Source organism: Subtercola boreus, assembly GCF_003399635.1.
GTDB lineage: Bacteria > Actinomycetota > Actinomycetes > Actinomycetales > Microbacteriaceae > Subtercola > Subtercola boreus_B.
The window spans coordinates 146510-168661 of sequence record NZ_NBXB01000006.1 but is presented as its reverse complement, the minus strand read 5'-3'; the positions used below and the strand labels follow the sequence as shown (position 1 = coordinate 168661).

Annotated in this window: 24 protein-coding genes and 1 pseudogene; 7 read left to right on the top strand and 18 right to left on the bottom strand. The window is 65.0% G+C overall.

Annotated features, from left to right (window positions below; all coding sequences use genetic code 11):
* Nucleotides 1-5 precede the first annotated feature (5 nt).
* From B7R22_RS01960 to B7R22_RS01925, 8 genes and pseudogenes are all read right to left on the bottom strand, one after another.
* Nucleotides 6-842, bottom strand: coding sequence for an undecaprenyl-diphosphate phosphatase (locus B7R22_RS01960; RefSeq protein WP_116410118.1), 837 nt, complete (start codon nucleotides 840-842; stop codon nucleotides 6-8).
* Complete coding sequence (locus B7R22_RS01955; RefSeq protein ID WP_116410117.1) at nucleotides 839-1582, bottom strand: phosphatase PAP2 family protein; 744 nt, start codon at nucleotides 1580-1582, stop codon at nucleotides 839-841. Before B7R22_RS01955 ends, B7R22_RS01960 begins: the two co-directional genes overlap by 4 nt.
* The gene (locus B7R22_RS01950) at nucleotides 1579-2355 is read right to left on the bottom strand and encodes an ABC transporter permease (protein WP_116410116.1); all 777 of its coding nucleotides are present in this window, start codon (nucleotides 2353-2355) and stop codon (nucleotides 1579-1581) included. Before B7R22_RS01950 ends, B7R22_RS01955 begins: the two co-directional genes overlap by 4 nt.
* 7 nt (nucleotides 2356-2362) lie before the next feature.
* Nucleotides 2363-2977: a VTT domain-containing protein gene (locus B7R22_RS01945; RefSeq protein WP_253258827.1), complete on the bottom strand. Its 615-nt coding sequence runs from the start codon at nucleotides 2975-2977 to the stop codon at nucleotides 2363-2365.
* Nucleotides 2974-4398, bottom strand: coding sequence for an ABC transporter permease (locus B7R22_RS01940; RefSeq protein WP_116410115.1), 1425 nt, complete (start codon nucleotides 4396-4398; stop codon nucleotides 2974-2976). The genes B7R22_RS01945 and B7R22_RS01940 overlap by 4 nt, the downstream gene beginning before the upstream one ends.
* Nucleotides 4395-5153, bottom strand: coding sequence for an ABC transporter ATP-binding protein (locus tag B7R22_RS01935; protein WP_116410114.1), 759 nt, complete (start codon nucleotides 5151-5153; stop codon nucleotides 4395-4397). Before B7R22_RS01935 ends, B7R22_RS01940 begins: the two co-directional genes overlap by 4 nt.
* A gap of 119 nt (nucleotides 5154-5272) precedes the next feature.
* Nucleotides 5273-5449, bottom strand: a pseudogene (locus B7R22_RS01930) (response regulator transcription factor); the annotation flags it as partial.
* A 120-nt stretch (nucleotides 5450-5569) separates the two neighbouring features.
* Entirely contained in the window at nucleotides 5570-6388 is an 819-nt protein-coding gene (locus tag B7R22_RS01925; protein WP_116410113.1) for a sensor histidine kinase, read from the bottom strand.
* A gap of 160 nt (nucleotides 6389-6548) precedes the next feature.
* Between B7R22_RS01925 and B7R22_RS01920 the strand changes: the two genes are divergently transcribed.
* The 3 genes from B7R22_RS01920 to B7R22_RS01910 are packed head-to-tail and all read left to right on the top strand — an operon-like array spanning nucleotide 6549 to nucleotide 10152.
* Nucleotides 6549-7592, top strand: a complete 1044-nt coding sequence (locus B7R22_RS01920; protein ID WP_116410112.1) for an iron ABC transporter substrate-binding protein — start codon at nucleotides 6549-6551, stop codon at nucleotides 7590-7592.
* A complete protein-coding gene (locus B7R22_RS01915; RefSeq protein WP_116410111.1) occupies nucleotides 7592-9112 on the top strand; it encodes an ABC transporter permease in 1521 nt (506 codons plus the stop codon). The genes B7R22_RS01920 and B7R22_RS01915 overlap by 1 nt, the downstream gene beginning before the upstream one ends.
* Complete coding sequence (locus B7R22_RS01910) at nucleotides 9112-10152, top strand: ABC transporter ATP-binding protein (protein WP_116410110.1); 1041 nt, start codon at nucleotides 9112-9114, stop codon at nucleotides 10150-10152. Before B7R22_RS01915 ends, B7R22_RS01910 begins: the two co-directional genes overlap by 1 nt.
* A 42-nt stretch (nucleotides 10153-10194) precedes the next feature.
* On the opposite strand, the gene B7R22_RS01905 is transcribed toward B7R22_RS01910, so the two are convergent.
* From B7R22_RS01905 to B7R22_RS01875, 7 genes are all read right to left on the bottom strand, one after another.
* Nucleotides 10195-10485 carry a hypothetical protein gene (locus B7R22_RS01905; protein ID WP_116410109.1) on the bottom strand — a complete coding sequence of 97 codons (291 nt, stop codon included), beginning with the start codon at nucleotides 10483-10485 and terminating at the stop codon, nucleotides 10195-10197.
* A 147-nt stretch (nucleotides 10486-10632) separates the two neighbouring features.
* Nucleotides 10633-11913 (bottom strand): COG4705 family protein, encoded by a 1281-nt coding sequence (locus B7R22_RS01900; protein ID WP_116410108.1) that lies wholly within the window; start codon nucleotides 11911-11913, stop codon nucleotides 10633-10635.
* A gap of 233 nt (nucleotides 11914-12146) precedes the next feature.
* Complete coding sequence (locus B7R22_RS01895) at nucleotides 12147-13109, bottom strand: sensor histidine kinase (protein WP_116410107.1); 963 nt, start codon at nucleotides 13107-13109, stop codon at nucleotides 12147-12149.
* Nucleotides 13106-13774 (bottom strand): response regulator transcription factor, encoded by a 669-nt coding sequence (locus B7R22_RS01890; protein ID WP_253258826.1) that lies wholly within the window; start codon nucleotides 13772-13774, stop codon nucleotides 13106-13108. Before B7R22_RS01890 ends, B7R22_RS01895 begins: the two co-directional genes overlap by 4 nt.
* A gap of 147 nt (nucleotides 13775-13921) precedes the next feature.
* Nucleotides 13922-15016 (bottom strand): ABC transporter substrate-binding protein, encoded by a 1095-nt coding sequence (locus tag B7R22_RS01885; protein WP_116410105.1) that lies wholly within the window; start codon nucleotides 15014-15016, stop codon nucleotides 13922-13924.
* 79 nt (nucleotides 15017-15095) lie between these two features.
* Nucleotides 15096-16001: an ABC transporter permease gene (locus B7R22_RS01880; protein WP_116410104.1), complete on the bottom strand. Its 906-nt coding sequence runs from the start codon at nucleotides 15999-16001 to the stop codon at nucleotides 15096-15098.
* A complete protein-coding gene (locus tag B7R22_RS01875) occupies nucleotides 15998-16963 on the bottom strand; it encodes an ABC transporter ATP-binding protein (protein ID WP_216363350.1) in 966 nt (321 codons plus the stop codon). The genes B7R22_RS01880 and B7R22_RS01875 overlap by 4 nt, the downstream gene beginning before the upstream one ends.
* 53 nt (nucleotides 16964-17016) lie before the next feature.
* Here B7R22_RS01875 and B7R22_RS01870 point away from each other — a divergent pair, with 53 nt between their 5' ends.
* The 3 genes from B7R22_RS01870 to B7R22_RS01860 all read left to right on the top strand — a co-directional run bounded on the left by B7R22_RS01870 (nucleotide 17017) and on the right by B7R22_RS01860 (nucleotide 19900).
* The gene (locus B7R22_RS01870; RefSeq protein ID WP_116410102.1) at nucleotides 17017-18630 is read left to right on the top strand and encodes a sensor histidine kinase; all 1614 of its coding nucleotides are present in this window, start codon (nucleotides 17017-17019) and stop codon (nucleotides 18628-18630) included.
* Nucleotides 18627-19322, top strand: a complete 696-nt coding sequence (locus tag B7R22_RS01865; RefSeq protein ID WP_253258825.1) for a response regulator — start codon at nucleotides 18627-18629, stop codon at nucleotides 19320-19322. Before B7R22_RS01870 ends, B7R22_RS01865 begins: the two co-directional genes overlap by 4 nt.
* A 185-nt stretch (nucleotides 19323-19507) precedes the next feature.
* Entirely contained in the window at nucleotides 19508-19900 is a 393-nt protein-coding gene (locus tag B7R22_RS01860; protein WP_116410101.1) for a hypothetical protein, read from the top strand.
* 62 nt (nucleotides 19901-19962) lie between these two features.
* Here B7R22_RS01860 and B7R22_RS01855 read toward each other — a convergent pair whose 3' ends face one another.
* Nucleotides 19963-20271 carry a hypothetical protein gene (locus B7R22_RS01855; RefSeq protein ID WP_116410100.1) on the bottom strand — a complete coding sequence of 103 codons (309 nt, stop codon included), beginning with the start codon at nucleotides 20269-20271 and terminating at the stop codon, nucleotides 19963-19965.
* Nucleotides 20272-20525: 254 nt separating this feature from the next.
* A complete protein-coding gene (locus B7R22_RS01850) occupies nucleotides 20526-20804 on the bottom strand; it encodes a GlsB/YeaQ/YmgE family stress response membrane protein (protein WP_116410099.1) in 279 nt (92 codons plus the stop codon).
* A 148-nt stretch (nucleotides 20805-20952) separates the two neighbouring features.
* Between B7R22_RS01850 and B7R22_RS01845 the strand changes: the two genes are divergently transcribed.
* On the top strand, nucleotides 20953-21618 hold the full coding sequence (locus tag B7R22_RS01845; RefSeq protein ID WP_116410098.1) for a response regulator transcription factor: 666 nt from the start codon (nucleotides 20953-20955) through the stop codon (nucleotides 21616-21618).
* A gap of 106 nt (nucleotides 21619-21724) precedes the next feature.
* Here B7R22_RS01845 and arfB read toward each other — a convergent pair whose 3' ends face one another.
* On the bottom strand, nucleotides 21725-22147 hold the full coding sequence (arfB, locus tag B7R22_RS01840; protein WP_116410097.1) for an alternative ribosome rescue aminoacyl-tRNA hydrolase ArfB: 423 nt from the start codon (nucleotides 22145-22147) through the stop codon (nucleotides 21725-21727).
* Nucleotides 22148-22152: the final 5 nt, after the last annotated feature.

The window sequence follows — 22152 nt, the reverse complement described above, 5'->3', positions numbered from 1 at the left end:
CCGGGTCAGGTGGCGGCGAGCACGCCGGTGGCGAGCAGCACGGCGACGACGAGCCCGAGAGCGATGCGGTACCAGATGAAGACGGTGATCGGATGCCGCGCCACCAGTCGGAGGAGCCAGGCGATCGAGGCATAGCCGACGATGAAACTGACGACGGTGCCGATGGCGACGGCCCCCCAACCCACGGTGGCGTTTACCGCGGAGGCTTGGCTCGCGCTCTCGTAGGCGCCGGCGCCGATGAGGGCGGGGATGGCGAGGAAGAACGAGAGCCTGGTCGCGGCAACTCGGTCGAGGTTCCGGAGTAGGCCGGCGCTGATTGTCGCACCCGAACGGGACACCCCGGGGATCAGGGCGATGCACTGGAACAGACCGATGATGAGGGCGTCCTTCAGCGTGAGGCTCTCTTCGGGACGGGACCTCCGGCCGATCCGTTCGGCGATGAACATGACGGCGCTCCACAGGATGAGTCCGGCGACGACGACCCAGAGGTTGCGGAGGGCGCCGGAGACCAGGTCTTTGGCGGCGAACCCGACGATGCCGATGGGCAGTGACCCGGCGATGACGTACCAGGCGAACCGGTAGTCAGGGTTGTGGCGGGCGTCGGCACTGAACAAGCCTCGCCACCAGGCGGCGATGAGTCGGATGATGTCGGAGCGGAAGTAGAGGATGACCGCGACGATCGCACCGAACTGGATGATCGCGGTGAAAGCGGTCACTCCGGGATCGTCGATCGAGAGCCCGAGTAGTTTCTCGACGAGGGTGAGGTGGCCGGTGCTGGAGACGGGGAGAAATTCGGTGAGTCCCTCCACGATGCCGAGGATGATGGCGTACAACAGGTTCACAGGAGGCTCGATTCTGGGGTCGGGTCGGCAGGGCGTCTGAGTGCGCGGCGGCGCGCGCGCAGGATATGCATGAGGCGGTGAGCGGTGATGATGATCGCGAGCCACGCCAGCCCGAGGATGAATCCGGCGAGCACGTCGGTGAACCAGTGGTGCCCGAGGAAGACCCGGCTGAGCCCGATGGTGACGGCGAAGACCGTCGCAACACCGATCGTCAGCGTGCGGGCGAGCTTCGAGGTCTGGTGCAGCACGAGGAGGTAGGCGATGGTGCCCGCGACGACGACCGCGTTCAGGGTGTGGCCGCTGGGGAACGAGGGCGAGTATTCGTAGGGCGGAATGGCTTCGTTGAGTGGCGGGCGAACCCGGCCGATCAGGTCTTTGCCTGAGATGGTGAGAAGAAGTGATCCGCCTCCGGCCGCGATGATCAGGATGACCGGGGTCCAGGATCGCCACCGGATACCCATTGCAACAAGAGCTGCGACGGCGATGATCGGCATCCCGATCGGACCGGCCACGTTCGTATACGCCGTCACGGCGGCGTCGACGCCCGGGGAGCGGAGGGTGATGACCCAGTCGAGAATGGGCTGGTCAAGCCCCGAGACGCCATCGGTGTCGGTGATCGAGTCGTAGACCTGTGCCACGGCGGCGCTGAGGAGAATGGCGATGAGCAGGCCGACGGCGAGGATGATGACGAGGGTCGCGGTGGGACCGACGCGGGCGAGGAACGCCCTGAGGTATGTCATGTGGTGCGGACTTTCCGTGTGGTGAAGATCTCGGGGGCGGGCTTCTGGGAGACAGCGCCGATGAGGCGAAGGAGGAGTGTCGCGGTGATGGTGCCGGCCGCCAGGATGCTGGCGAGCACGACGATCTGGAACCGGCCCGCCTCCAGCGGGGATGCGCCGCCGAAGATGGCGCCGACGAATGCTCCGGGGAGGACGACGACGCCGGTTGTCTTGGTCTGGTCGATCGAGGGGACGAGGGCTGAGTGGATGGCGGTGCGGGCTAGCGAACGGGTCGACTCGAGCGGGCCGGCGCCAAGCGCGAGCCACCCTTCGACCTCGTCCCAGTGGTCACGCACCGAGGAGCGGAACGTGCGTCCTGTCAGGGTCGCGATGCTCATGGTGTTGCCGATGACGATTCCGCCGATCGCGAGGGCGTAGCGCGGAGAGAACTCGATCGCACCGGTGCTGAAAACGATGATCAGTACCGCAAGGTTGCCGGTGATCATTGCCGCGCCGATGGCCGCGGTCTGTCGCCGATCGGCATGGATGCGCCGGGAGACGGTGTAGACGGCCGCCGAGAACATGACCACCAGGCCTGCGGCCACGAGGAGCGGGTTGCCCAGGATTCCCGCCAGCACCAGGCTCAGGGCGGCGAGTTGCGCGGCGCCGCGGAGGATCGCCCAGAGCGGCGTGGAGGCCTGGGGCACACGCGCCGCAGTGAGACCGAGGCCGGCGATCGCGGCGAGGAGGAGCACCGCGACGAGGGTCGGTACCAACCCGGCCAGAACGTCCACGCGGCCGTCAGGCCTTTCGCCGGCGACGGAGGATGTCGATCGCGATCGGAAGCACGGAGACGATGACGATGAGCACGGCGATGACTTCGATGTTGTCTTTGACGAACGGGATGCCGCCGAGGAAGTAGCCGGCGAGGGTGAGAATGAGAGCCCAGGCGATGCCGCCGATGCCGTTCCAGAGCAGGAACGAGCGGAACGGCATCTTCGACATTCCCACGATCGGCGGCACGAATGTGCGCACCAGCGGCACGAAGCGCGCAAGAACGAGGGCGCGGCCGCCGTAACGGGTGAAGAACTCGTCGGCCTGGTCGCGGTATTTCGTTTTGAAGATGCGCGCGTCGGGCTTGAACAGTCTCGGCCCGAACCGTCGGCCGATGTGGTACCCGGTCTGGTCGCCGAGGATGGCGGCGGCCGCTGTACCGACCACCAGCAGCGGGAGCGGCAGGCCGAGTGGCCCGGCGAGCAGGGCGGCTGTGAAGACGAGGGTGTCGCCGGGCAGGAACGGGAACAGCAGGCCCGTCTCGATGAAGACGATGGCCATGACGACGATCAACGCCCAGGGCCCCACTCCTTCCAGGAGAGGCGTGGGGTCGAGAAGGCTGGCGGTGTGGATATGGATCACTCGATGGCCAATGCTCTGACGGGGGAGACTCGCACGGCGGATCGTGCCGGAACGGCCGACGCGACGATGGCGAGGATGACGGCGCCGGCGATGATGCTGATGATGATCCACGGCGGAATCGTGGGCAGGAAGATCCCGCCGATGTGGTGGTCGCTGGCGATCGCGGTGAGGACGCCGGCCCAGCCGTAGAACACGCCGAGTACGAGGCCGGTGGCGCCGCCGACGACGGTGAGCTGGATGCTCTCGGCCAGGATCATCGTGCGAACCTGTCCTTTTGTGAACCCGAGGGCGCGCAGTAGCCCGATCTCGCGACGTCGCTGGATCACGCTGAGTGTGAGCGAGTTGACGAGCCCGATGGCGGCGACCACGAGCGAGAACCCGATGAGCACCGCGAGAATGCCGGTGGTGAGCTGCAGGAAGGCCTGGTCGCCCGCCGCTTCGGCAGGATCTGCCGCGGCCGCGACGGGACCGCTCTCGGCGAGGAACGATTGCCCGGCGACGGTGAACATCGTCACGAGCGTCACCCCGATGATGAGCCCGATCGTCGATCGCGAAGACCTCGCGGGGTAGCGCAGAGCGTTGGCGCTGGCGAGCACACTGGGCGTCGACCGGCCGGTGAGATGGCCGGCGGCTTTCAACATCGCGGGAATGAAGAACGACGAGCCGAGAACGAAACCGACGAAGCTCAACGCCCCGCCGGGGGCCGCTATGAGCAGCCCGAGCGGACTCTTCAGCCCCACGGCGACCCCTGCGACGAGCAGCACGATACCGCCGACGAAGGCAACGATCACCAGGGTGCGGAGTCGGCGGGGCATCTCGCTGGCCGTCACGGCTTTCGGCTCCTGTGTGGCGCCGGTCGCTTCGATGGGCGAGACGTTCAGAATCTTACGCGAGCCGAACCAGGCCGCACCCGTGGTGCTGACCACGCCGACCAGAACCGGTGCGACGAGAAGCGGGGAGAGGGTGTCGATCGACACGTTCACGAAGGTGCCCGATGAGACAAGGGCACCGTACGCGATCTGCGTCACGAGCAGGCCGACGATGAGCCCGAGCACGCCTCCGACGAATCCGACGACAGCGCCTTCTATCGCAATGGCGCCGCGAAGGGTACTCGCTGACGCGCCGAGTAGGCGCATGAGGGCGATGTGCTTGGCTCGCCCGGCCATGATGATGCCGAACGTGTTCGCGGTGACGATACAGGCGACGAACACGGCGATGAAGAAGAACAGCAGGTCGAGCACGTCGAGGAGCGCGACGACGTAGCCGTGCTGAATGAACTGGCCGCCGATGGACTGCACCCGCAGCACGATGTCCATCTCGATCATCATGGTGGCGAACACCGAGGTGATGAACGCGACGAGCACGCTTGACGTGTGCTGGCGGCCGCCGTGCCAGAGCTCCCGGAGGGCAAGGGCGATCACGCCGCGACCTCGAGGCTGAGGATGATGTCGGAGAGGGTCTTCGCATCGCTCTTCGTGACATCCTGGACCACGCGGCCGTCGGCGATGAAGATCACCCTGTCGGCGTGCGAGGCGGCAACCGGATCGTGCGTCACGAGTACGACGGTCTGTTGGAACTCGCGGGTCAGGTCGCCCAGCAGCCCGAGCACCTCACGGCTCGAGCGGGAGTCGAGGTTGCCGGTCGGCTCGTCGGCGAAGATCAACTGCGGACGCATCGCCAGGGCACGGGCGATCGCGACACGCTGCTGCTGCCCACCGGAGAGCTCATGCGGGCGGCGCGTTTCGAGCGTTCCGATTCCGAGCCGGCCGAGCAGCAGTCGCACCCAGGCCAGCTCGTCGGTCGTGGGCTTTCGCCCGTCGAGCTCGAACGGCAGGGTGACGTTGCCGAGCACGCTGAGCGTGGGCACGAGGTTGAAAGCCTGGAAGACGAAACCGAGGCTGCGACGTCGAAGAAGCGTGAGGGCGTTGTCATCGAGGTGGGTGATGTCGGTGTCGCCTATGCTGACCTTCCCGCTGGTGGCCGTGTCGAGCCCGGCGAAGACATGCATCAGAGTCGACTTGCCCGAACCACTTGGGCCCATGATGGCCGTCAGGCTGCCGCTGGTGATCTCGAGATCGATCGCGTCGAGAGCGATGGTGGCGCTGGTGCCGCTGCCGTAGACCTTGCTGACGCCGACCGCTGCGGCGGCAACCCGGGTGGTGGATACGTCGCTCATCGAAAGACTCCTTCTCGTGGGATAGTTCCACGTTAAGGAGAAGTGCCGCCCCGGCGAATCAGTACAGCGGAGCATCTTCGGCATACATCTCTGTGATGACGTGCCTGTCGGTCGGTGCCGATGAGGCTGTTCTCGTAGGCGAAGATCACGAGCTGTACCCGGTCGCGCAGACCCAGCTTCGTCAGGATGCGGCTGACGTGGGTCTTCACCGTCGTCTCGCTGAGATGGAGGGATGCTGCGATCTCGGCGTTGCTCAGGCCTGACGCGACAAGATCGAAGATGTTGTGTTCGCGCGCGGGGTACGGATGGCCGCGAGCAGAAACTCCGGGTCGGTGGAGGTTGGGAGTTCACGACCATTGCGATTCCGGCGCGGAAGAGGGGCTGGTCATCTGCCAGTCCCACCCGGATAGACGTGCTCACCGCGGTGCCCCCAAAGATCTGTAGGGTAGGCGCGCATCGACCCGGAACCCGGGTGCACCGTCGGTTCGGCGGCCGGCCTCGACGGTTCCGTCGAGGAGTCGCATTCGTTCGCGCATGCCGATGAGTCCCTGGCCGGGAAGCGAGATCCGGCCGGTGGCCTGCGGGTTGGCGGCAGATGTCTCCACTGTCGTGACGCCGAAGCACACGTCATTCGGGCCCCAGTCGAGTCTCACGGTCGCTGCTGTTCCGCGGCCGCCGTGCTTGATGGCGTTGGTGAGCGATTCCTGCAGCACGCGAAATATCGTCAGGTCGTGGGCTGCGGTCAGTGGCATCCGGATGCCCGTCTCGTGCACTGTCACCTCGAGACCAGCTTGTCGGACACTGTTGACGAGCAGGTCGAGGTCACCTGTGCTGATTCCGGCTGTCGTGGCGTCTCCGGGTTCTCGCAGCACGCTGAGCAGCTCGTGCACGTCGTCGAGTGCAGAACGGGCCGTGCGGTTGATCGTCTCCAGGGCGGCCGTCTCAGCCTGCGGGTTGGTGGCTTTCGCATAGCGGGCGCCATCGGATTGCGCGATGACCACGGCAAGGGCGTGACCGATGATGTCATGCATCTCACGGCTGAGCAGGGCACGTTCGCGTTCCTGGGTGAGGCGCGCCTCGGCGAGGATGCGGTCGCGGTCTCGATCGGCTCTCGCGGCGGCCGATGACCGGCGGTTTCGCACGAGCACTCCGAGCGCCCAGAACAGGGCAAGGGCGGCCGCTAGCGCTATGCCCGCGTCGGTGACGCGCGGGCGTCTCTCGAACCAGACCAACACACGCGTAACTCTAACCGCGAGAAGTATTCCCACGGCAGGCTCCGGCGTACATCACTGATTGTGAGGACTGGCGGCGTACTTCTCTGTGATGATGCCGCACCGCGAGAATGAGGGTAGCCTTACCTTGCCCCGAAATTGTGTGTGAAAGCCCGAAGGATCCATGAAACGCCTCCCCGTCATCGTCGCCGTCTCCGCGGCCGTCGCTCTCGCCCTCTCCGCCTGCGCCGGTTCACCGGCTGCACCCGCCGCGTCGGGCGACTCCACGTCTCTGGCTGGTACGTCGATCACGGTCTACAACGCCCAGCACGAAGAACTCACCCAGGCTTGGGCAGATGCCTTCACGGCCCAGACCGGTGTCACCGTGACCTTGCGAAACGGCGATGACTCAGAATTGTCGAACCAGCTCGTCGCCGAAGGCGCGGCCTCCCCCGCCGATGTGTTCCTGACCGAGAACTCGCCGGCGATGTCACTGGTCGAGAACGCAGGCCTCTTCGCCGACGTCGACGCGTCGACACAGGCGCAGGTTCCGGATGCCTACCGGCCCTCGACCGCGAAGTGGACCGGCATCGCGGCCCGCTCCACGGTGCTGGTCTACAACCCGTCCTTGCTGCCGGAGGCAGACCTGCCCGCATCCCTCAGCGACCTCGCCGACCCGGCGTGGAAAGGTCGCTGGGCCGCATCGCCGGGCGGAGCCGACTTCCAGGCGATCATCTCGGCCTACCTCGACCTGAAGGGTTCCGACGCGACGCTCGCCTGGTTGAAAGCGATGAAGACGAACTACGTCGACTACAAGGGCAACAGCACGGTCATGAAGGCCGTCAATGCCGGCCAGGTTCCGGCCGGTGTGATCTACCACTACTACTGGGCAATCGACCAGGCCGGTACGAAGGAGAACAGCGGCAACACGAGGCTGTACTACTTCAAGAACCAGGACCCGGGCGCCTTCGTCAGCATCTCGGGTGGGGGAGTGCTTGCCTCGAGCAAGAAACAGGCCGCTGCGCAGGCGTTCCTCGCGTTCATCACCGGCACCGCCGGCCAGACGATCCTGCAGACCGGTACGAGCTTCGAATACCCCGTGGCCAGCGATGTCACCCCGAACACGGCGTTGCCCGCCCTCGACACCCTCGATGCCCCCGCCATCGACCCCTCGACGCTGAACAGCACCGAGGTCACCGACCTCATGACCCAGGCCGGCCTCATCTGATGGCCGCAGGGCGGCTGAGGCCGTCACTCCTGCTCGTCGCGGTGGCGGTACTGGCCGTCATCATGCTTCTGCCCGTCGGTTACGTGGTCGCCATCGGGTTCCAGGTCGGCTGGCCGACGCTTGCTCCTCTGGTGTTCCGGCCGAAGGTCGGCGAACTGCTGGTGAACACCGTTCTGCTCGTCGTTCTCGGCGTTCCCGTGACGATCCTGCTCGGGGTGGGCGGCGCGTGGCTCGTCGAACGCACGACCCTCCCCGGCCGTCGCGTCTGGGCCGTGCTTCTGGCTGCACCGCTGGCCGTTCCGGCGTTCGTGAGCAGCTACGGCTGGGTCAGCGCCATCCCCTCCATCGGCGGCATCGGCGGGGGCCTGCTCGTCGCGACTCTCGCCTACTACCCCCTGGTCTATCTGCCCGCGGTCGCCACGCTCCGCCGGCTTGACCCCGCGCTCGAGGAGTCCGCCCGGGCACTCGGGCTGGGGCCCTGGAGGGTCTTTGCGCGCGTCGTTCTGCCCCAGCTGAGACTTGCCGGCTGGGGCGGCGGCCTGGTCGTCGCCCTGCACCTGCTGTCGGAGTACGGAGCGTTTGCGCTGATCCGGTTCGACACGTTCACCACCGCGATCGTGGTGCAGTACCAGTCCACCTTCGCAGGCCCCGCCGCCAGCGCGCTCGGCATTGTGCTCGCCGGGCTCTGCCTCATTCTGCTCCTGGGCGAATCGGTGACGCGCGGCACGGCGCGGTATTCCCGGGTCGGATCGGGTGCGGCAAGAGCCGCGGTGCAGCAGAGGCTCGGCCGGGCGACGCCCCTCGCCCTCGCCGGGCTGGTGGTGCTGCTGGTCGCAGCGATCGGCGTTCCCGCCGCCAGCCTCCTGCGCTGGCTCAGCATCGGCGACCCCTGGTCGCAACGCGAACTGCCGGGGGCGATCATCCAGACGGCCGGTTTGGCCGCGACCGGCGCCGTCGTGACCGTGCTCGTGGCGCTCCCCATTGCGTGGCTGACCGTTCGCCACCCGGGTCGCCTTCCCCGCTTTCTGGAAGGTTCCTCCTACCTCGCCAGCAGCCTGCCGGCCATCATCATCGCGCTGGGGCTCGTCACGATCACCATCCGGGTCGTTCCGGCGCTGTACCAGTCCGTGTTCACCGTGGTGCTCGCCTACGTCATCATCTTCCTGCCGCGCGCGCTCGTGAGCCTCCGTGCCGGCATCGCCCAGGCGCCGGTCTCCCTCGAAGAGGCCGCCCGGTCGCTCGGCCGCTCACCCCTCGTGGCTCGCGCTCAGGTGACCCTGCCCCTCATCCTCCCCGCCCTCGGCGCAGGGGCTGCGCTGGTGGGGCTCGGGGCCGCCAACGAACTCACCGCGACACTTCTGCTCGCCCCCAGCGGTACGAGAACCCTCGCCACCCAGTTCTGGTCGGCCAGCTCGTCTGTCGCCTACTCCGACGCAGCCCCCTACGCGCTGCTGCTCATCGCGCTGTCGCTTCCCTCGGTGGCCATTCTCTTCCTGCAGACCCGAAAGCGTGTTCGCTGATGTCAACACTTGTTCTCACCGGCATCACGAAGCACCTGGGCGGGCAGCCGGTTCTGCAGAACGTGACCCTGACCGTGCCGAGCGGCTCACGAACATCCGTCGTCGGCGCGTCGGGCAGCGGCAAGAGCACCCTGCTCCGTCTCATCGCCGGGTTCGATGCTCCGGATGCCGGACAGATCAGCCTCGGCGGCGCCGTTCTGGCGGGCGGGGCCTCGTCTGTTCCCGCACACCGCAGGGGGGTCGGGTATGTCGCGCAGGATGGGGCCCTGTTCCCGCACCTCACGGTCGAGCAGAACATCCGCTTCGGACTGCCCCGAACGGCACAGCGCTCGGCACGGGTGGCCGAGGTCGCTGCCCTGGTGGCCATCGGCAGCACCCTGCTCGGCCGGTATCCGCACGAGCTCTCCGGAGGCCAGCAGCAGCGGGTCGCCCTGGCCCGCGCACTGGCGCCCGAACCCGAGGTCGTGTTGCTCGACGAACCGTTCAGCGCGCTCGACACGGGGCTGCGGGCATCCACCCGGAGAGCGGTCATCGAGGCCCTCGAACAGAGCGGCGTCACCACGATCCTCGTCACCCACGACCAGGATGAGGCCCTGTCGTTCGGTGACCAGGTCGCCATCATCGCCGGCGGCCGGATCTCGCAGGCCGGACCGCCCGCGGCGGTCTTCGACGACCCGCACACGGCCGGTATCGCCGAATTCCTCGGAGACGCGATCCTTCTGGCCTGCGAGGTGAGCGACGGAGCGGCGCACACTGCGCTCGGCTCGCATCCCATCAGGCACGACCATCGAGCGTCGAGCGGGCCGCACCAGGCCCTCATCAGGCCCGCCCAGCTCACCATCGACGTCGAAAGCACCTTTCCCAATGCCACGGTCACCGGCGTGCAGGCAGTGGGCTCGAAACTCGACGTGACCGTCTCGCTCGGTGCGGGAGGGGAGCCCGTCAGTATTCCGTACGTGACGTCCGCGCCCGAAAGATACGGGGCGGGGCAGAATGCCCGGGTGAGCGTCGCTGGCGGGGTGGTCGTCTACCCGGCCTGAGGGGCCGGGCAACCGATGGGCCGCCCAGCTCCTCGGCCTCCGCTACTTCCCAGGCGTTGCGGGGGTGGTGTCGTCGGCCGTCTCGCCGTCGCTCGTTCCGTCCTCGACTGCGGTGGCATCGTCGGCTGTCTCGCTGTCGGTCGAGGCACCGACAGTCGCGCCGTCATCCGCTGTCTCGGCGTCGCTCGCACTGCCGTTGTCAGTGCCTGAGCTTGAGGAAGGAGCGGGTGCGGGAGTTGAGGCCACTGCGGGGATAGCGAGGGCGAAGCCGCCGCCGATGAGCAGGGCCGCGGCACCAACTGACCCGAGAGTCCACGTGAGGGCTTTCTTCATGGGGAGTTCCTTTGTTCGATATCGGATGGGAGTACCCGATCATTCGACGCTACGAACAGGTCCGTGAGACCAGGATGAGAGGGTCAGCAATCCCCAACTTTGAGGCCGATGTGTGTACGCGGGATTCGCACGGACACCTTCAGCGAATCACGATGTCCCCAGCGTTGTTGAGAGCTGCTTGAGCGCTCTCGTCTCCGTCGCGGGGTCCGGTGTGCCAGCTCGAACTGACTTCAGAACGGGGTCGATCTGCTGGTCGAGGAACGTCCACGCTCGGCAGTCGGCAGCATTCAGGGTGGCCTGGTTGTCGTCCCAGGTTGTCTCAAGATCCGTCGCCCGAGATGCCGCTCCCGCTTGGTCGCCCTGCGTGACGAGCGAGAGCGTGTCCGTCACGATGCCTTGCAACTCGATGACGTTCGAGGCGGGGTAGTTGGCCGTCACGGCGGCTTGGGCCTCGGACGGGGTGAGCGGCGTCGACGAGGCCGAGCACGACGGTGCCGATCCTTCGGCAGCGAGCGAACTCTCGTGGGGCAGGCTTGCTGTCGTGACCAAGAGCGCGATCGTGGCAAGAGCGGCGGCGCCGAGGATGAGGTGTGCTCTGCGGCGGCGTTTCATCGAAACGCTGCGGGAGTCTGCCCGGGGGTCAGCGGCCGCTGCCCGGTCGACGTCGGCACGGCTGATGGAGAGGTAGACGACGGTGGCAAGGATCAGTGCAAGGAAGATGATCGAGGTCGTGAAAGTGCCCAGTCCCAGACCGCCTTCGGCAGGTGTGAGTCCGAGCCAGTCGCCGGTGTTCGCACCCAACGGGCGGGTGAGGATGTACGCCACCCAGAAGGTCAGAACGGGGTTGGCCCCGAATCGCCAGAGCGCGGCGGTGACTGCGATGAGCGCGAGCGGAAGCAGGATCGACACGCCCGGTCCCCAGCCGGTCAGCTCCAGTGTCCAGTCGCCTAGAGCTGTTCCGAGAGCAAAAGTCACCAGGACGGTGAGCCAATAGAAGGCCTCCCGCGGCACGCTCACAATGCTGTGAATGGACAGAGTTCGTTCCCGCGAGAACCAGATTGCGAACACGATGGCAAGCACGACGGCGAACAGTGCCGAGCTCACCCAGAGGGGTACGCCGGCTTGGTCTGTGAGGATGTCGGTGTAGAGGGTGCCGGTGATGCTCATCAGCACAACCGTCAGCCAGTAGAACCCGGGGTGGTACTGCCGCCTCGACATCTGCAGCGCCAGAACAGCCGCGGTGACAACGGTGAAGATACCCGCCGTGGCCAGTAGCCCGACGCCGAGCGCGAGGTTGATGTAGTCCGCGAAGCTCTCACCCACGGTTGTGCAAAGGATCTTGATGATCCAGAACCAGACGGTGATCGCCGGAACCTTGCTCAGCAGCTGACGGGCGGTCTGCGCTCCCGGCGCGGCGAAGGATGTCATAGGGGGGATCGTAGGGAACCGGGTGTGCCCGAGTCCGTTCGATGCGGCATACGGTTGATGAGACGAACGACAGAAAGCACGAGAAGGTACCTCGAGAGGAACCGCCTGCTCGATCTCGCTTTCTGGAGATCTCCCGGTCAGTCGGGCTTTGGCCACATCCATCGGCTGACGACTACCGAGTGTCTCTTCCCAGAATTGTTTCAGCAGCGCGTTTCCTGGCCAGCATGCCTCTCTCAGGCTGATCTCATTTTTCGCTCACCATCCCCGGTCGATGGTAGTTCGATCACCACTCGGGTACCGCGGCCAGGGCGGGACGTCAGCTCGACAGATCCACGGTGCGCCTGCATGATTTGTTTCACCAGGGCCAGCCCGAGTCCTCGCCCAGGGAGGGTGCGGGATGCCTCGCCCCGCCAGAAGCGTTCGAAGACGTGTGCCCGCTCCTCAGCCGTCAAGCCAGGCCCCTCGTCTGACACGATCACTGTGGTCCGGTCGGAGTGGGACTTCATGGTGACGAGGACCGCGCCGTGTTTTGGCGAGAACTTCAGGGCGTTGTCGATGACGTTGACGACTGCCCGCACCAGGAGGGTCTCCGACCCGACGGTAGCCGCACTCATTGTGGAGACCTGCACCCGAGGCGAGTCGACCCCGCGAGAGAAGGAGTCGACTGCCCGTTCCACGATCACCCGAAGGTCCACCGGGCGGAATGACGCGGAGAGTTCAAGGCTGCTGTTGCGGGTGAGAAGCAGCAGGTCTGCGGTCAGACTGTTCAGCTGCTCGACCTCGTCCAGGGCGGTGGTGATCGCGTCCACGTACTCATCCTCGGTGCGAGGTCGGCTGATTGCCAGCTCGAGCTCCCCCTGAACGATGCTCAGTGGGGTTCTGAACTCGTGGGAAGCATCATCGACGAACCGCTCCTGCGCTTCGAAGCCGCGCCGAACCGGCCTGAGCACCAGCCGCACCATCACCAGGCAGATGACAGGCAACACAAGGACAGCAGCAACATAGCCGAGAAGAAGCCCGTCGCGAAGATCGGCGAAACTCTGCTCGGCCGCGTCCACGGCATCACCTGCCGCGTTGTCATAGTCGAATGACGCGACGACGAACACGTAGACCCCGATCGCGAAAGCACCGAAGACCACGAGCAGAACCGCACTGAAGAGGAGCGTCAGGCGTATGGTGGCCTGCCGAAACATCATGTGAGCTGCCCCACCGAGTACCCCATGCCGCGGTGAGTCCTGATGAAGTCGGACTCGCCCGGCTCGTTGACTTTCTGACGGAGGTAGCGGATATAGGTCTGTACGACGTTGCTATAGCCGTCGTAGTTTCCATCCCAGGCATGATCGATCAGATCTGATGCGCTGACGATGGTGCCGGCGTTACGCATCAGGTACTCCAGCACGGCGAACTCCTTGCCTGTGAGCGGGATTGTCCGCTCTGCTCGGATGGCGACTCGGGTCGCCGGGTTCAGGGACACTCCGTCGACGGACACGATGGGATGGTCTGCGCGGGGTGCGCGCCTCAGAAGGGCCCGCACTCGAGCAAGCAGCTCCTGGAGGTGGAACGGTTTGGTGAGATAGTCATCCGCCCCCGCATCCAATCCGAGTACTCGGTTTCGGGGCGAGTCGACGGCCGTCAGCATCAGGATCGGGACATCACTGCTCTCTACCCGCATCAATCGGCACACCTCCATACCGCCACCGCGCAGGCCCGGCAGCAGCAGGTCGAGGATCACGAGATCATGGGTTTCGAGCGCGAAAGCCTCGAGGGCAGCAGTCGTAGAGTGCGTGACGTCGACCGCGTAACCGGCCTCGCCCAGCGCCCGCCGCAGAACATCGGCAATCCGCACATCATCTTCGACCACGAGGATTCTCATACCAGCACGCTAACCCGACGAGACCGTCACGGTGAACCTGACAATCCCTGACGGCTTCCGCGAACGAGATCCGCACGGGTGAGAAAGGCGATGGGCCCACGCGGAGTTTCACGTGGGCCCATCGCTGCTTCCGACTCAGCCGGTTGTGGTGTCGGCGGCCTTGGTCGTCGGTGTGATTCCGAGCTGTTTGAGCGCGGCCTGGGCGTATTGCTGGGTGAAGGTTGATGCGAATGGCACCTTGCTGACGTCGGTGCCGATGGCGTTCTCCATTGCGAAGATCGTCGTCGGGCCTCCGGTGGGCATCAGGCCGTCCGGGAGGAACTGCCCGTAATCGGCTTGAAGAGCTGCAATGTACTGATCCTTTGACACGGTGCTGTTCTGGACGAAGTCCTGGGGCAGCGCGTCCGCGACATCCTTCGCGGTGTGCGTGTGCATCCAATCCATCGTGGCCACCAGGGCGGTGACGACTTTCTGCACGGTGTCCTGGTTCTTGCTCCCCCAGTCGGCGTCGGCGAGCAGACCTGCGGCGGGCCACGCGCCGCCGAGGTTCTGCTGTGCTCCTTCGGTGGTTGCCAGGTCGAGTGCTGAGACGGCGATGCCCTGCGATTCGAGAGCAGCGACTGTCGGTTGCGTTGTCATGACGCAGTCCGCTTCGCCGCGTTGCAGGGCGGCGATCGCGGTCGCCCCGGCGTGCACTGCGACGGTTGTGTAGTCTGATTTCGATACGCCGCCCTTGGAGGCGACGAATTGGGTGAGTTGGTCCGTGCCAGACCCCAGGTCGGTCACGCCCATCTTCTTGCCTCGGATGTCGGCGGGTGTCTTGACGTTTGCGGCGGGTGTGCACATGATCCGTTCTCCGGGGGCACCCGCGAGCTGCACCAAGTTGATGATGTTCTTGCCCTTGGACTGGAAGTCGGGTGCGTGGATGTACCAGGCGCCGGAGAAATTGACCTGGCCGGAGACCATCGCCTCCTCTGCCCCGACGCCACCGTTCTGCTCGGTCGACAGTTGCATGTTGACGCCGTACTTCTTGTAGAAGCCGAGGCTTTCGGCAAGCTGGTAGGGCAGGTAGATCTGCTTGTCGATGCCGCCGACCATCATGGAGACGGTGGGTAAGGCGGCTCCATCGGAGCCTGTTGCGGTGGGGGTGCCGTTACCGCTGCAGCCTGCGAGTACCAGCGACAGTGCTGCTACTGCGGATGCGACAGCGACGATGCTGCGCTTTTTCATCTTGTGTGCGTTTCCTTTCGGTATCGCCGTGCATGGATGTACGCGGCGAGGTTCTGTGGGGCTGGGATAGATTGCTGGGTCAGATCGCCTGGATGTCGGACCGCACCGGCGGGCGCCACTTCAGCACCGAGCGCTCGAGAAGAGTGATGAGGTATTCCGCGCCGAGGGTGACGATGGCCATGATCACCATGCAGGCGAACACGGTGTTGGGGTCGAATCGGCCCTGGGACTGGCTGATGATCAGACCGATGCCCTTCTGCGCGCCGAGTACCTCGGCGACGAGTGCGCCGATGATGGCGAAGCCGAATGCGGTGTGCAGACTGGCAATGATCCAGGTCATGGCCGAGGGGATGGTGACATGGCGTGCCACCTGCAGGGGTGACGCTCCGAGCACCCGCACGTTTGCGACCAGGTTCTGGTCGACCTCCCGCACTCCCTGGTAGGCGTTGAAGAACACTGCGAAGAACACCAGTACGGCCGCGAGCAAGATCTTCGGGAAGATCCCCAACCCGAAGGCGACGATGAAGATCGAGCCGAGCACGATGCGGGGAATGGAATTCAACACCTTGATGTAGGGGTTGAACACGTTCGAGAGGTACCGGTTCGAGCCGAGCAGGATGCCGAAGATGACGCCTGCGACTGTACCGAGAAGAAACCCGAAAAGAGCCTCCTGCACGGTCACCCAGAGCTGGTCCCAAATCGAACCGAACGCGGTGCCCACGGTGAAGAGGGTGACGAGCGAATCCCAGATGAGGGTGGGTTCGCCATAGAAGAACGGGTCAAGGATCTTGTTCTGCGCGAGGAGTTGCCATCCGCCGACGAAGATGACGGCGACGGCTATACGACCGGTCCATACCCACGTTTGGTTTCGGCTCCGGGCGCGCCTGGCCGATGCCTGCAGCTCCGCTTCGGTTTGGGACGCAACCGTGGCGTTGGCGCTGTCCACTGATGCGGGGACGGTCTTGCGCTGGATTGTTGCGCTCATGCTGCCACTCCTGTTGTGCGCTCGTACGCTCGTTGTACTTCGTCCCGCAGGGACTCCCAGATCTGTGTCTGCAACTCGATGAACCGTTTCTCGTGCCGGAGCGTTTGAACATCTCCGCGCGGGCGAGGCAGATCAATATCGAACACGTCTTTCACTGTTCCGGGACTGGTCGTCATGATGACGACACGGTCAGACAACGCCACGGCCTCGTCGAGATCATGGGTGATGAAGAGGACCGACGGGCGAAGTTCCTCCCAGAGCCCGAGGAGCTCGGTCTGCATGATCGCTTTGGTCTGCACATCGAGCGCGCCGAACGGCTCGTCCATCAGCAGGATGCGCGGGTTGTTGATCAGCGCCGCCGCCAACGCGACGCGTTTGCGCATACCGCCTGAGAGCTGATGTGGGTAGCGATCCTCGAAGCCGCTCAGACCGACCCGCCGCAACCAGTCCAGCGCGAGGACCATCGCGTCCTTCTTCGACGTTCCCAGGAGGACGGGCCCGATCATCACGTTCTGCAGGACTGTCTTCCACGGGAAGAGCGAGTCTGCCTGGAACATGTAGCTGACGCCGTCGGTGATGCCATCGACGATGTGGCCGCCGACCTGCACCGAGCCGCCGCTTGGCCGTTCCAGCCCGGAGACCTGCGCGAGGGTTGTCGATTTACCGCATCCTGTCGGTCCGACGATTGCGCAGAACTGGCCCGGCTCCACGGAGAGGGACACGTCTCGGATCGCTGTGAAGGGTTCGCCCTTCGGTGTGAGAAACCTCTTTGTCAATCCGACGATATCGATTCGCGCTCCCTCGTCAGCTACGCCGGGGGCCACCGGCGTGCGCTTGGGGGTGTTGTCACCCATGTGCTTGACCTCTCTGTCAGTGCGACGCTTCAATGCCTCTGCGGCATGATGCTCGCAGCAGCATGCTGGCGCTGTCTCTCTTCTGCGCCATCCGCCCGTTGTGCGCATGAGGCGACGGTTCTGCGCATATTGCTCGTACCATCGAGTGCGACAATCAGAGAATGATGCGAAGGCGGATCAGAAAACTCTCAACCCAGATGTTTCTTGCACATCTGGCGATCCTCACCGCCTCCACGGCTATCGGCTTCCTTCTGTTCACGGCGACGGCGCGCGGTCATCTCGACGACGAGTATCAGGCCAGAGCGGCATCCATCGCGCAGACTTTCGCGCAAGACGACTCGGTTCAGTCCTGCCTCGACTCGCGCGATGAGGAGTGCGATGCGCACGTTCAGGAACTCGCCATGGTCACCGCCGCCGAAACTGGTTCTGCGTTCGTTGTCGTCATCGACGCGAATTCCGTTCGTGTCTCTCATCCCAACCCCGCACTCATTGGCAAGCCGGTGTCTGAACCTCTTGTCGCGACAGACGGACAGGTGCACCTCCGGGTCGACAATGGCGTAACGGGTACCACTGCCAACGCGATCGCACCGCTCTATTCCGCGGAGCACGTCTTCATCGGCGAAGTCTCGGTGGGTATCAGGGAAGATTCGGTCTCCAGCGCCTTGCTGGCACAGCTGCCTTCGTATGGCGTCTGGTTCATCGTGATGCTGCTCTTGGGTGGGATGGCTTCCTTCGGGCTGTCGGCGCTCTTGAAAAAGCGGACCTTCGGTCTGGAACTCGATGAGATCGCCCGGCTCTTGCAGGAGAGAGAGGCGACGCTGCACGGAATACGAGAGGGCGTTATTGCGATCGACCCAACCGGTCGGATCAGTGTCAACAACGACGAGGCCCAGCGGCTGCTGCATCTCGCCGACAACGTCGTCGGTCATCGGGTGGAAGACGTACTACCGCCCGGCCCGGTGCGCGACGCACTGACCGGAACAAGCGTCGTCACCGATCAGGTCGTGCTCACCGATGACTATTGGCTTGTCGTGAACAGGATGCCGGTGACTCTTTCGGGTCACCCACACGGTGTGGTCGTGACCCTTCAGGATCGGACGATCGTGGAGGCTCTGACGGTGGAACTCGACGGCGAACGCAGCCTGACTGAATCGATGCGTGCCCAGCAGCATGAGTTCAGCAACCGGATTCATGGTATCGCCGGCCTCCTGGAACTCGGGAGGCCCGAAGAAGCGCTCGAGTACGTCCATGAGATCCAGGGCACAGCGGCGGATCTCGACCAGACCCTCCGCACCCGCATCGCTGCGCCTCAACTGATCGGTCTGATGCTCGGGAAAGCCGCAGAGGCCAACGAGCGTGGAATCCAACTGACAATCGATCCGGCTACGTCAGTCGGGGCAGTACCAGACCGCGTGCAAGCTCTCACGACGATCCTCGGGAATCTGATCGACAACGCGTTCGATGCGGTATCCGCACATCCAGCACCACGCCGTGTGCTGATCAGTATCGTGGAAACCGCTGACGGACTACAGATCCTCGTCAATGACAACGGCCCAGGCATCGCAGAGACAGCTGTGCCTCAGCTGTTCCGAAACGGGTTCACCACCAAACGTGGCTCGCTCGTGCGTCACAGTGGACTCGGTCTCTCACTCGTCGAGCGAACCGTGCTCAATCTCGGCGGGACGATCTCCGTGAAAGAAGCGCCCGGCGCCACGTTCATGATCGTGCTTCCACGATCGGCGGCGCCCAGCCCGACACCTGGGGTGACATCGTGATCAACGAGGTGCTGACGGTCCTCATCGTCGATGACGACTTTCGAGTCGCTTCCGTTCACCAAGGCTTTGTCGAGAAAGTACCGGGGTTCCGCGTGGTCGGCCAAGCACACACGGCGACCGACGCTCTGGAGATGGCCCACCGGTTCCAGCCCGATCTGGTGCTCATGGACATCTATCTCCCCGACGGAGATGGACTCGAAGTGACACGCACCCTCCTCGGCGGAACACGCGTGCCCGTCGTGATTGTCATCTCTGCCGCTACAGACGTCGAGGCCGTGCGCACCGCAATCCAGCTCGGCGTGGTTCACTACCTCGTCAAACCCTTCGGCCTCACTGCACTGGCCGAGCGCCTTGGAGCGGTGCGTGCCGCGCGCGCCCAGATCGCCGAGTGGCCACCGGATGCCAGCCAGGAACACATCGATCACCTATTCGACTTGCTCCGACCGACACGGTCTGATGGTGATGCTCCGCAACTCGAGCACCTCTCGCCCACCCTGCAGCTTGTCTATAAGTCGATCGGTAACACCAGACCAGGCCTCTCGGCGTCCGAGGTCGCCGTGCAGGTCGGTATAAGTCGTACCACGGCGCAACGCTACCTCTCCCAGCTCGAGGACATCGGAGCTGTCTCACTCGAGCTCCGGTACGGACAGACCGGCCGACCGGAGCATCGGTACTCAGCCCGCCGACGCTGAACCCGGCACCCGCGAGCACCGCGCAGATCGGCCGGAAAGCCGCAAATTCCGGCTGTAGTCACCTGCGCAAGCCCTTTCACGATCGTTGATCCTGGTCGTAGAATTCCCAGTGCGGCGGTTGCCGTTCCTTCTCCCGGAGGGTGGTCCTAGCCACCCATACGGGTTCTCACGATCAGGATGATCTGATGGTCGTTTCGCAGAGAGCGTTTCCTCGTGAACGTTGGCAATGGCTCGCGGGCGGCGCACTGTACTGGCTCACAGAACTGCTGCTCCAGACCTCCTCCGTCCCCCAGACAACAGCAGCCCCCGCATCTGTACTGCTGCTAGCCATTCCCGCAGCCCTGGCAGTGTTTTTCATCATCTGGTCAAACCGTTCCTGGACCAAACAGCACCAACAGTTCCGGCACCGGACGACACTAACCCCGACCCCGACGCCGAAAGTCGACATGGAAAGAATTCGGGCAGACCTCGCGATCCTCGGCGACCGGCGCCTTCATGGAGATGTCAGCGAGGAAGCCTTCCGAATCGAACGCGACATGCTCCTCTTTCCCGTCACACACCCCCACAGACCCAACTGACCTCCCCCGGGGCGAAAACGGCGCGCTACCGCGACTACGGGGGGGACTCGTTCAGGGCCGATTCAGGTGATCCACCGCCGGCCGTGGCTGATCAGCTGGTGCCCGATCGGGCGAAGCGTCCTCTGGGACATCACCTCACCCCCAGGGGTGCGCAGAAGGCCCTTGCCGCTTGCCTCGAGCACGGTGGCGAATCGCTCGCGGTCGCCCGGAAGGCGGTCGTAGTAGTGCTCAGTGAGGGTGCGCATCCGGTCGTAGGTCGCCGCGTAGATGTCATCGACCGGGAACCCCACCGGCGGCAGCCCACCCGTGAAGTACACCTCGCGGAGGCTGTCGGGCGCAACTCGATCCCGGCCGCCGTGCTCCGGGACCACCCGGGCGAAGTTCTCGCCGGCGTGGCCGGGCGACGCATGCAGCGGGCACTGAGACTCAGGCCTCAGGCCCCCAGCAGCATCAACGCGACCGGAGGCGCACCGAACGCAATGGAGCGGGGTCAGCGGCGCGCCCGGGAGACCCGGGCGGCCGAGCCCCGCCTGGAGGCCAGGAACCGCATCAGGATCCCGAATCCGATCATGACCAGTTTTCTGCGCATGCGCGTGATCCTCTCTCTGTCTGTTGACGAAGGCGGTCAGCGACGGACGGCGCCGCGACCGGCGAGACGAGTCCAGATGAACAGCACGATGACCGCGCCGATGATGGAACCGATGATTCCCGCGGGCTGGAAGAAGCCATCCATCGGGTCGTGCTGGAAGATCAGGAAGCCGAGGAATCCGCCGACGAAGGAGCCGATGATGCCGAGCAGGATCGTGAGCGGGATGGAGAGGTTCTGCTTGCCCGGGATGATCAGGCGGGCGAGAGCGCCGGCGATCAGGCCGACGACGATGAGGCTGATGATGAGACCGAGCATGATGTGTCCTTTGGTTGGGTCCACCGTGACGGACAAGGGATCTTGTGCCGCTGGGTGGCTCTGTTGTTCCAGCGAACCAGCCTTGGGGGCGTATCGCGACACCCCTAGGGGTGGTTTCGGCCGAGGCATCCTGTTGTACTTTGGAATCATGGAACGCGTTCGGAAGCCTCTGCTCGTCGCGTTGGTCGACGACTACGACGTGGTGCTGACCGGGCTGGCGCACATGTTCGACGAGTACCGCGACCGGGTCCTGGTGGCCGAGATCGATGCGAACGCGAATCTCGACGACCATGTCGACATCGTGATGTACGACTCCTTCGCGCAGCCCGAGTCCGACCAGCAGGAGCTCGCCGCTCTGGTGAAGAACACGCGCGCAGACCGCGTCGTCGTCTACACCTGGAACTTCCAACCCGAGCTCATCCAGAACGCGCTGGAACTCGGCATCCACGGCTACCTCTCCAAGACGCTGCCCGCCAGGGACCTGGTTGCGGCCCTCGAGGCGGTGCATGCCGGCGAGATCGTGGTCAGCACACCGCCTCGGCGGGCGGGCAGCGCTCTCGGCCTGGACTGGCCGGGGCGCCGGGAAGGCTTCACCGATCGCGAATCCGAGATCCTGGCCCTTATCACGCAGGGCAAGAACAATGCGGATGTCGCGACGCTCACCTATCTCAGCCCGAACACGGTGAAGTCGTACATCCGCAGCATCTACCGCAAGATCGGCGTCGCCAGTCGAACCCAGGCCGTGCTGTGGGGTGTCGGGCACGGCTTCACCCCCGACCACCACCGCATCGACCACTGGTTGGGCGGCCCCTGACCGCATTCAGGTCAGAAGCGTCTCGTATTCAGGCAGGGAGCGTCACCGAGGCGTATCCAACCTTGCAGACGCGCTCCACCTGAATTGGGCGCATCCGCACGGGCCGTCACTCCTCGGAGGGGCGCCGCCGCTGCTGCTTCGTCTGGGCGCGCTGCCCCTTGGCGGTCAGCCGGCGGAGCTTCGACCCACGAGTCGCCCTGGTCGGGCGGCGGGGGGCGGCATCCGGAGCCAGCGCAGCAGCGATGATCTCCGCCAGCCTCGCCAACGCCGTCTCGCGATTGCGCAACTGGGACCGGCGCTCCGAAGCCATCACCGTCAGCGAGCCGGCGACAAGTCGCCGTTCGAGTCGCGACAGGATGATCGCCCGTTGACTCTCGGACAGGGCCGCCGAACCGGCGACGTCCCAGATCAGTTCGACCCTGCTGTCGGAGGTGTTCACGTGCTGGCCGCCCGGGCCTGACGAGCGCGAGAACCGCCAGCCGAGCTCCGACGACGGGATCGTCAGAGCGGGTGACACGACGAGATCCATGCACC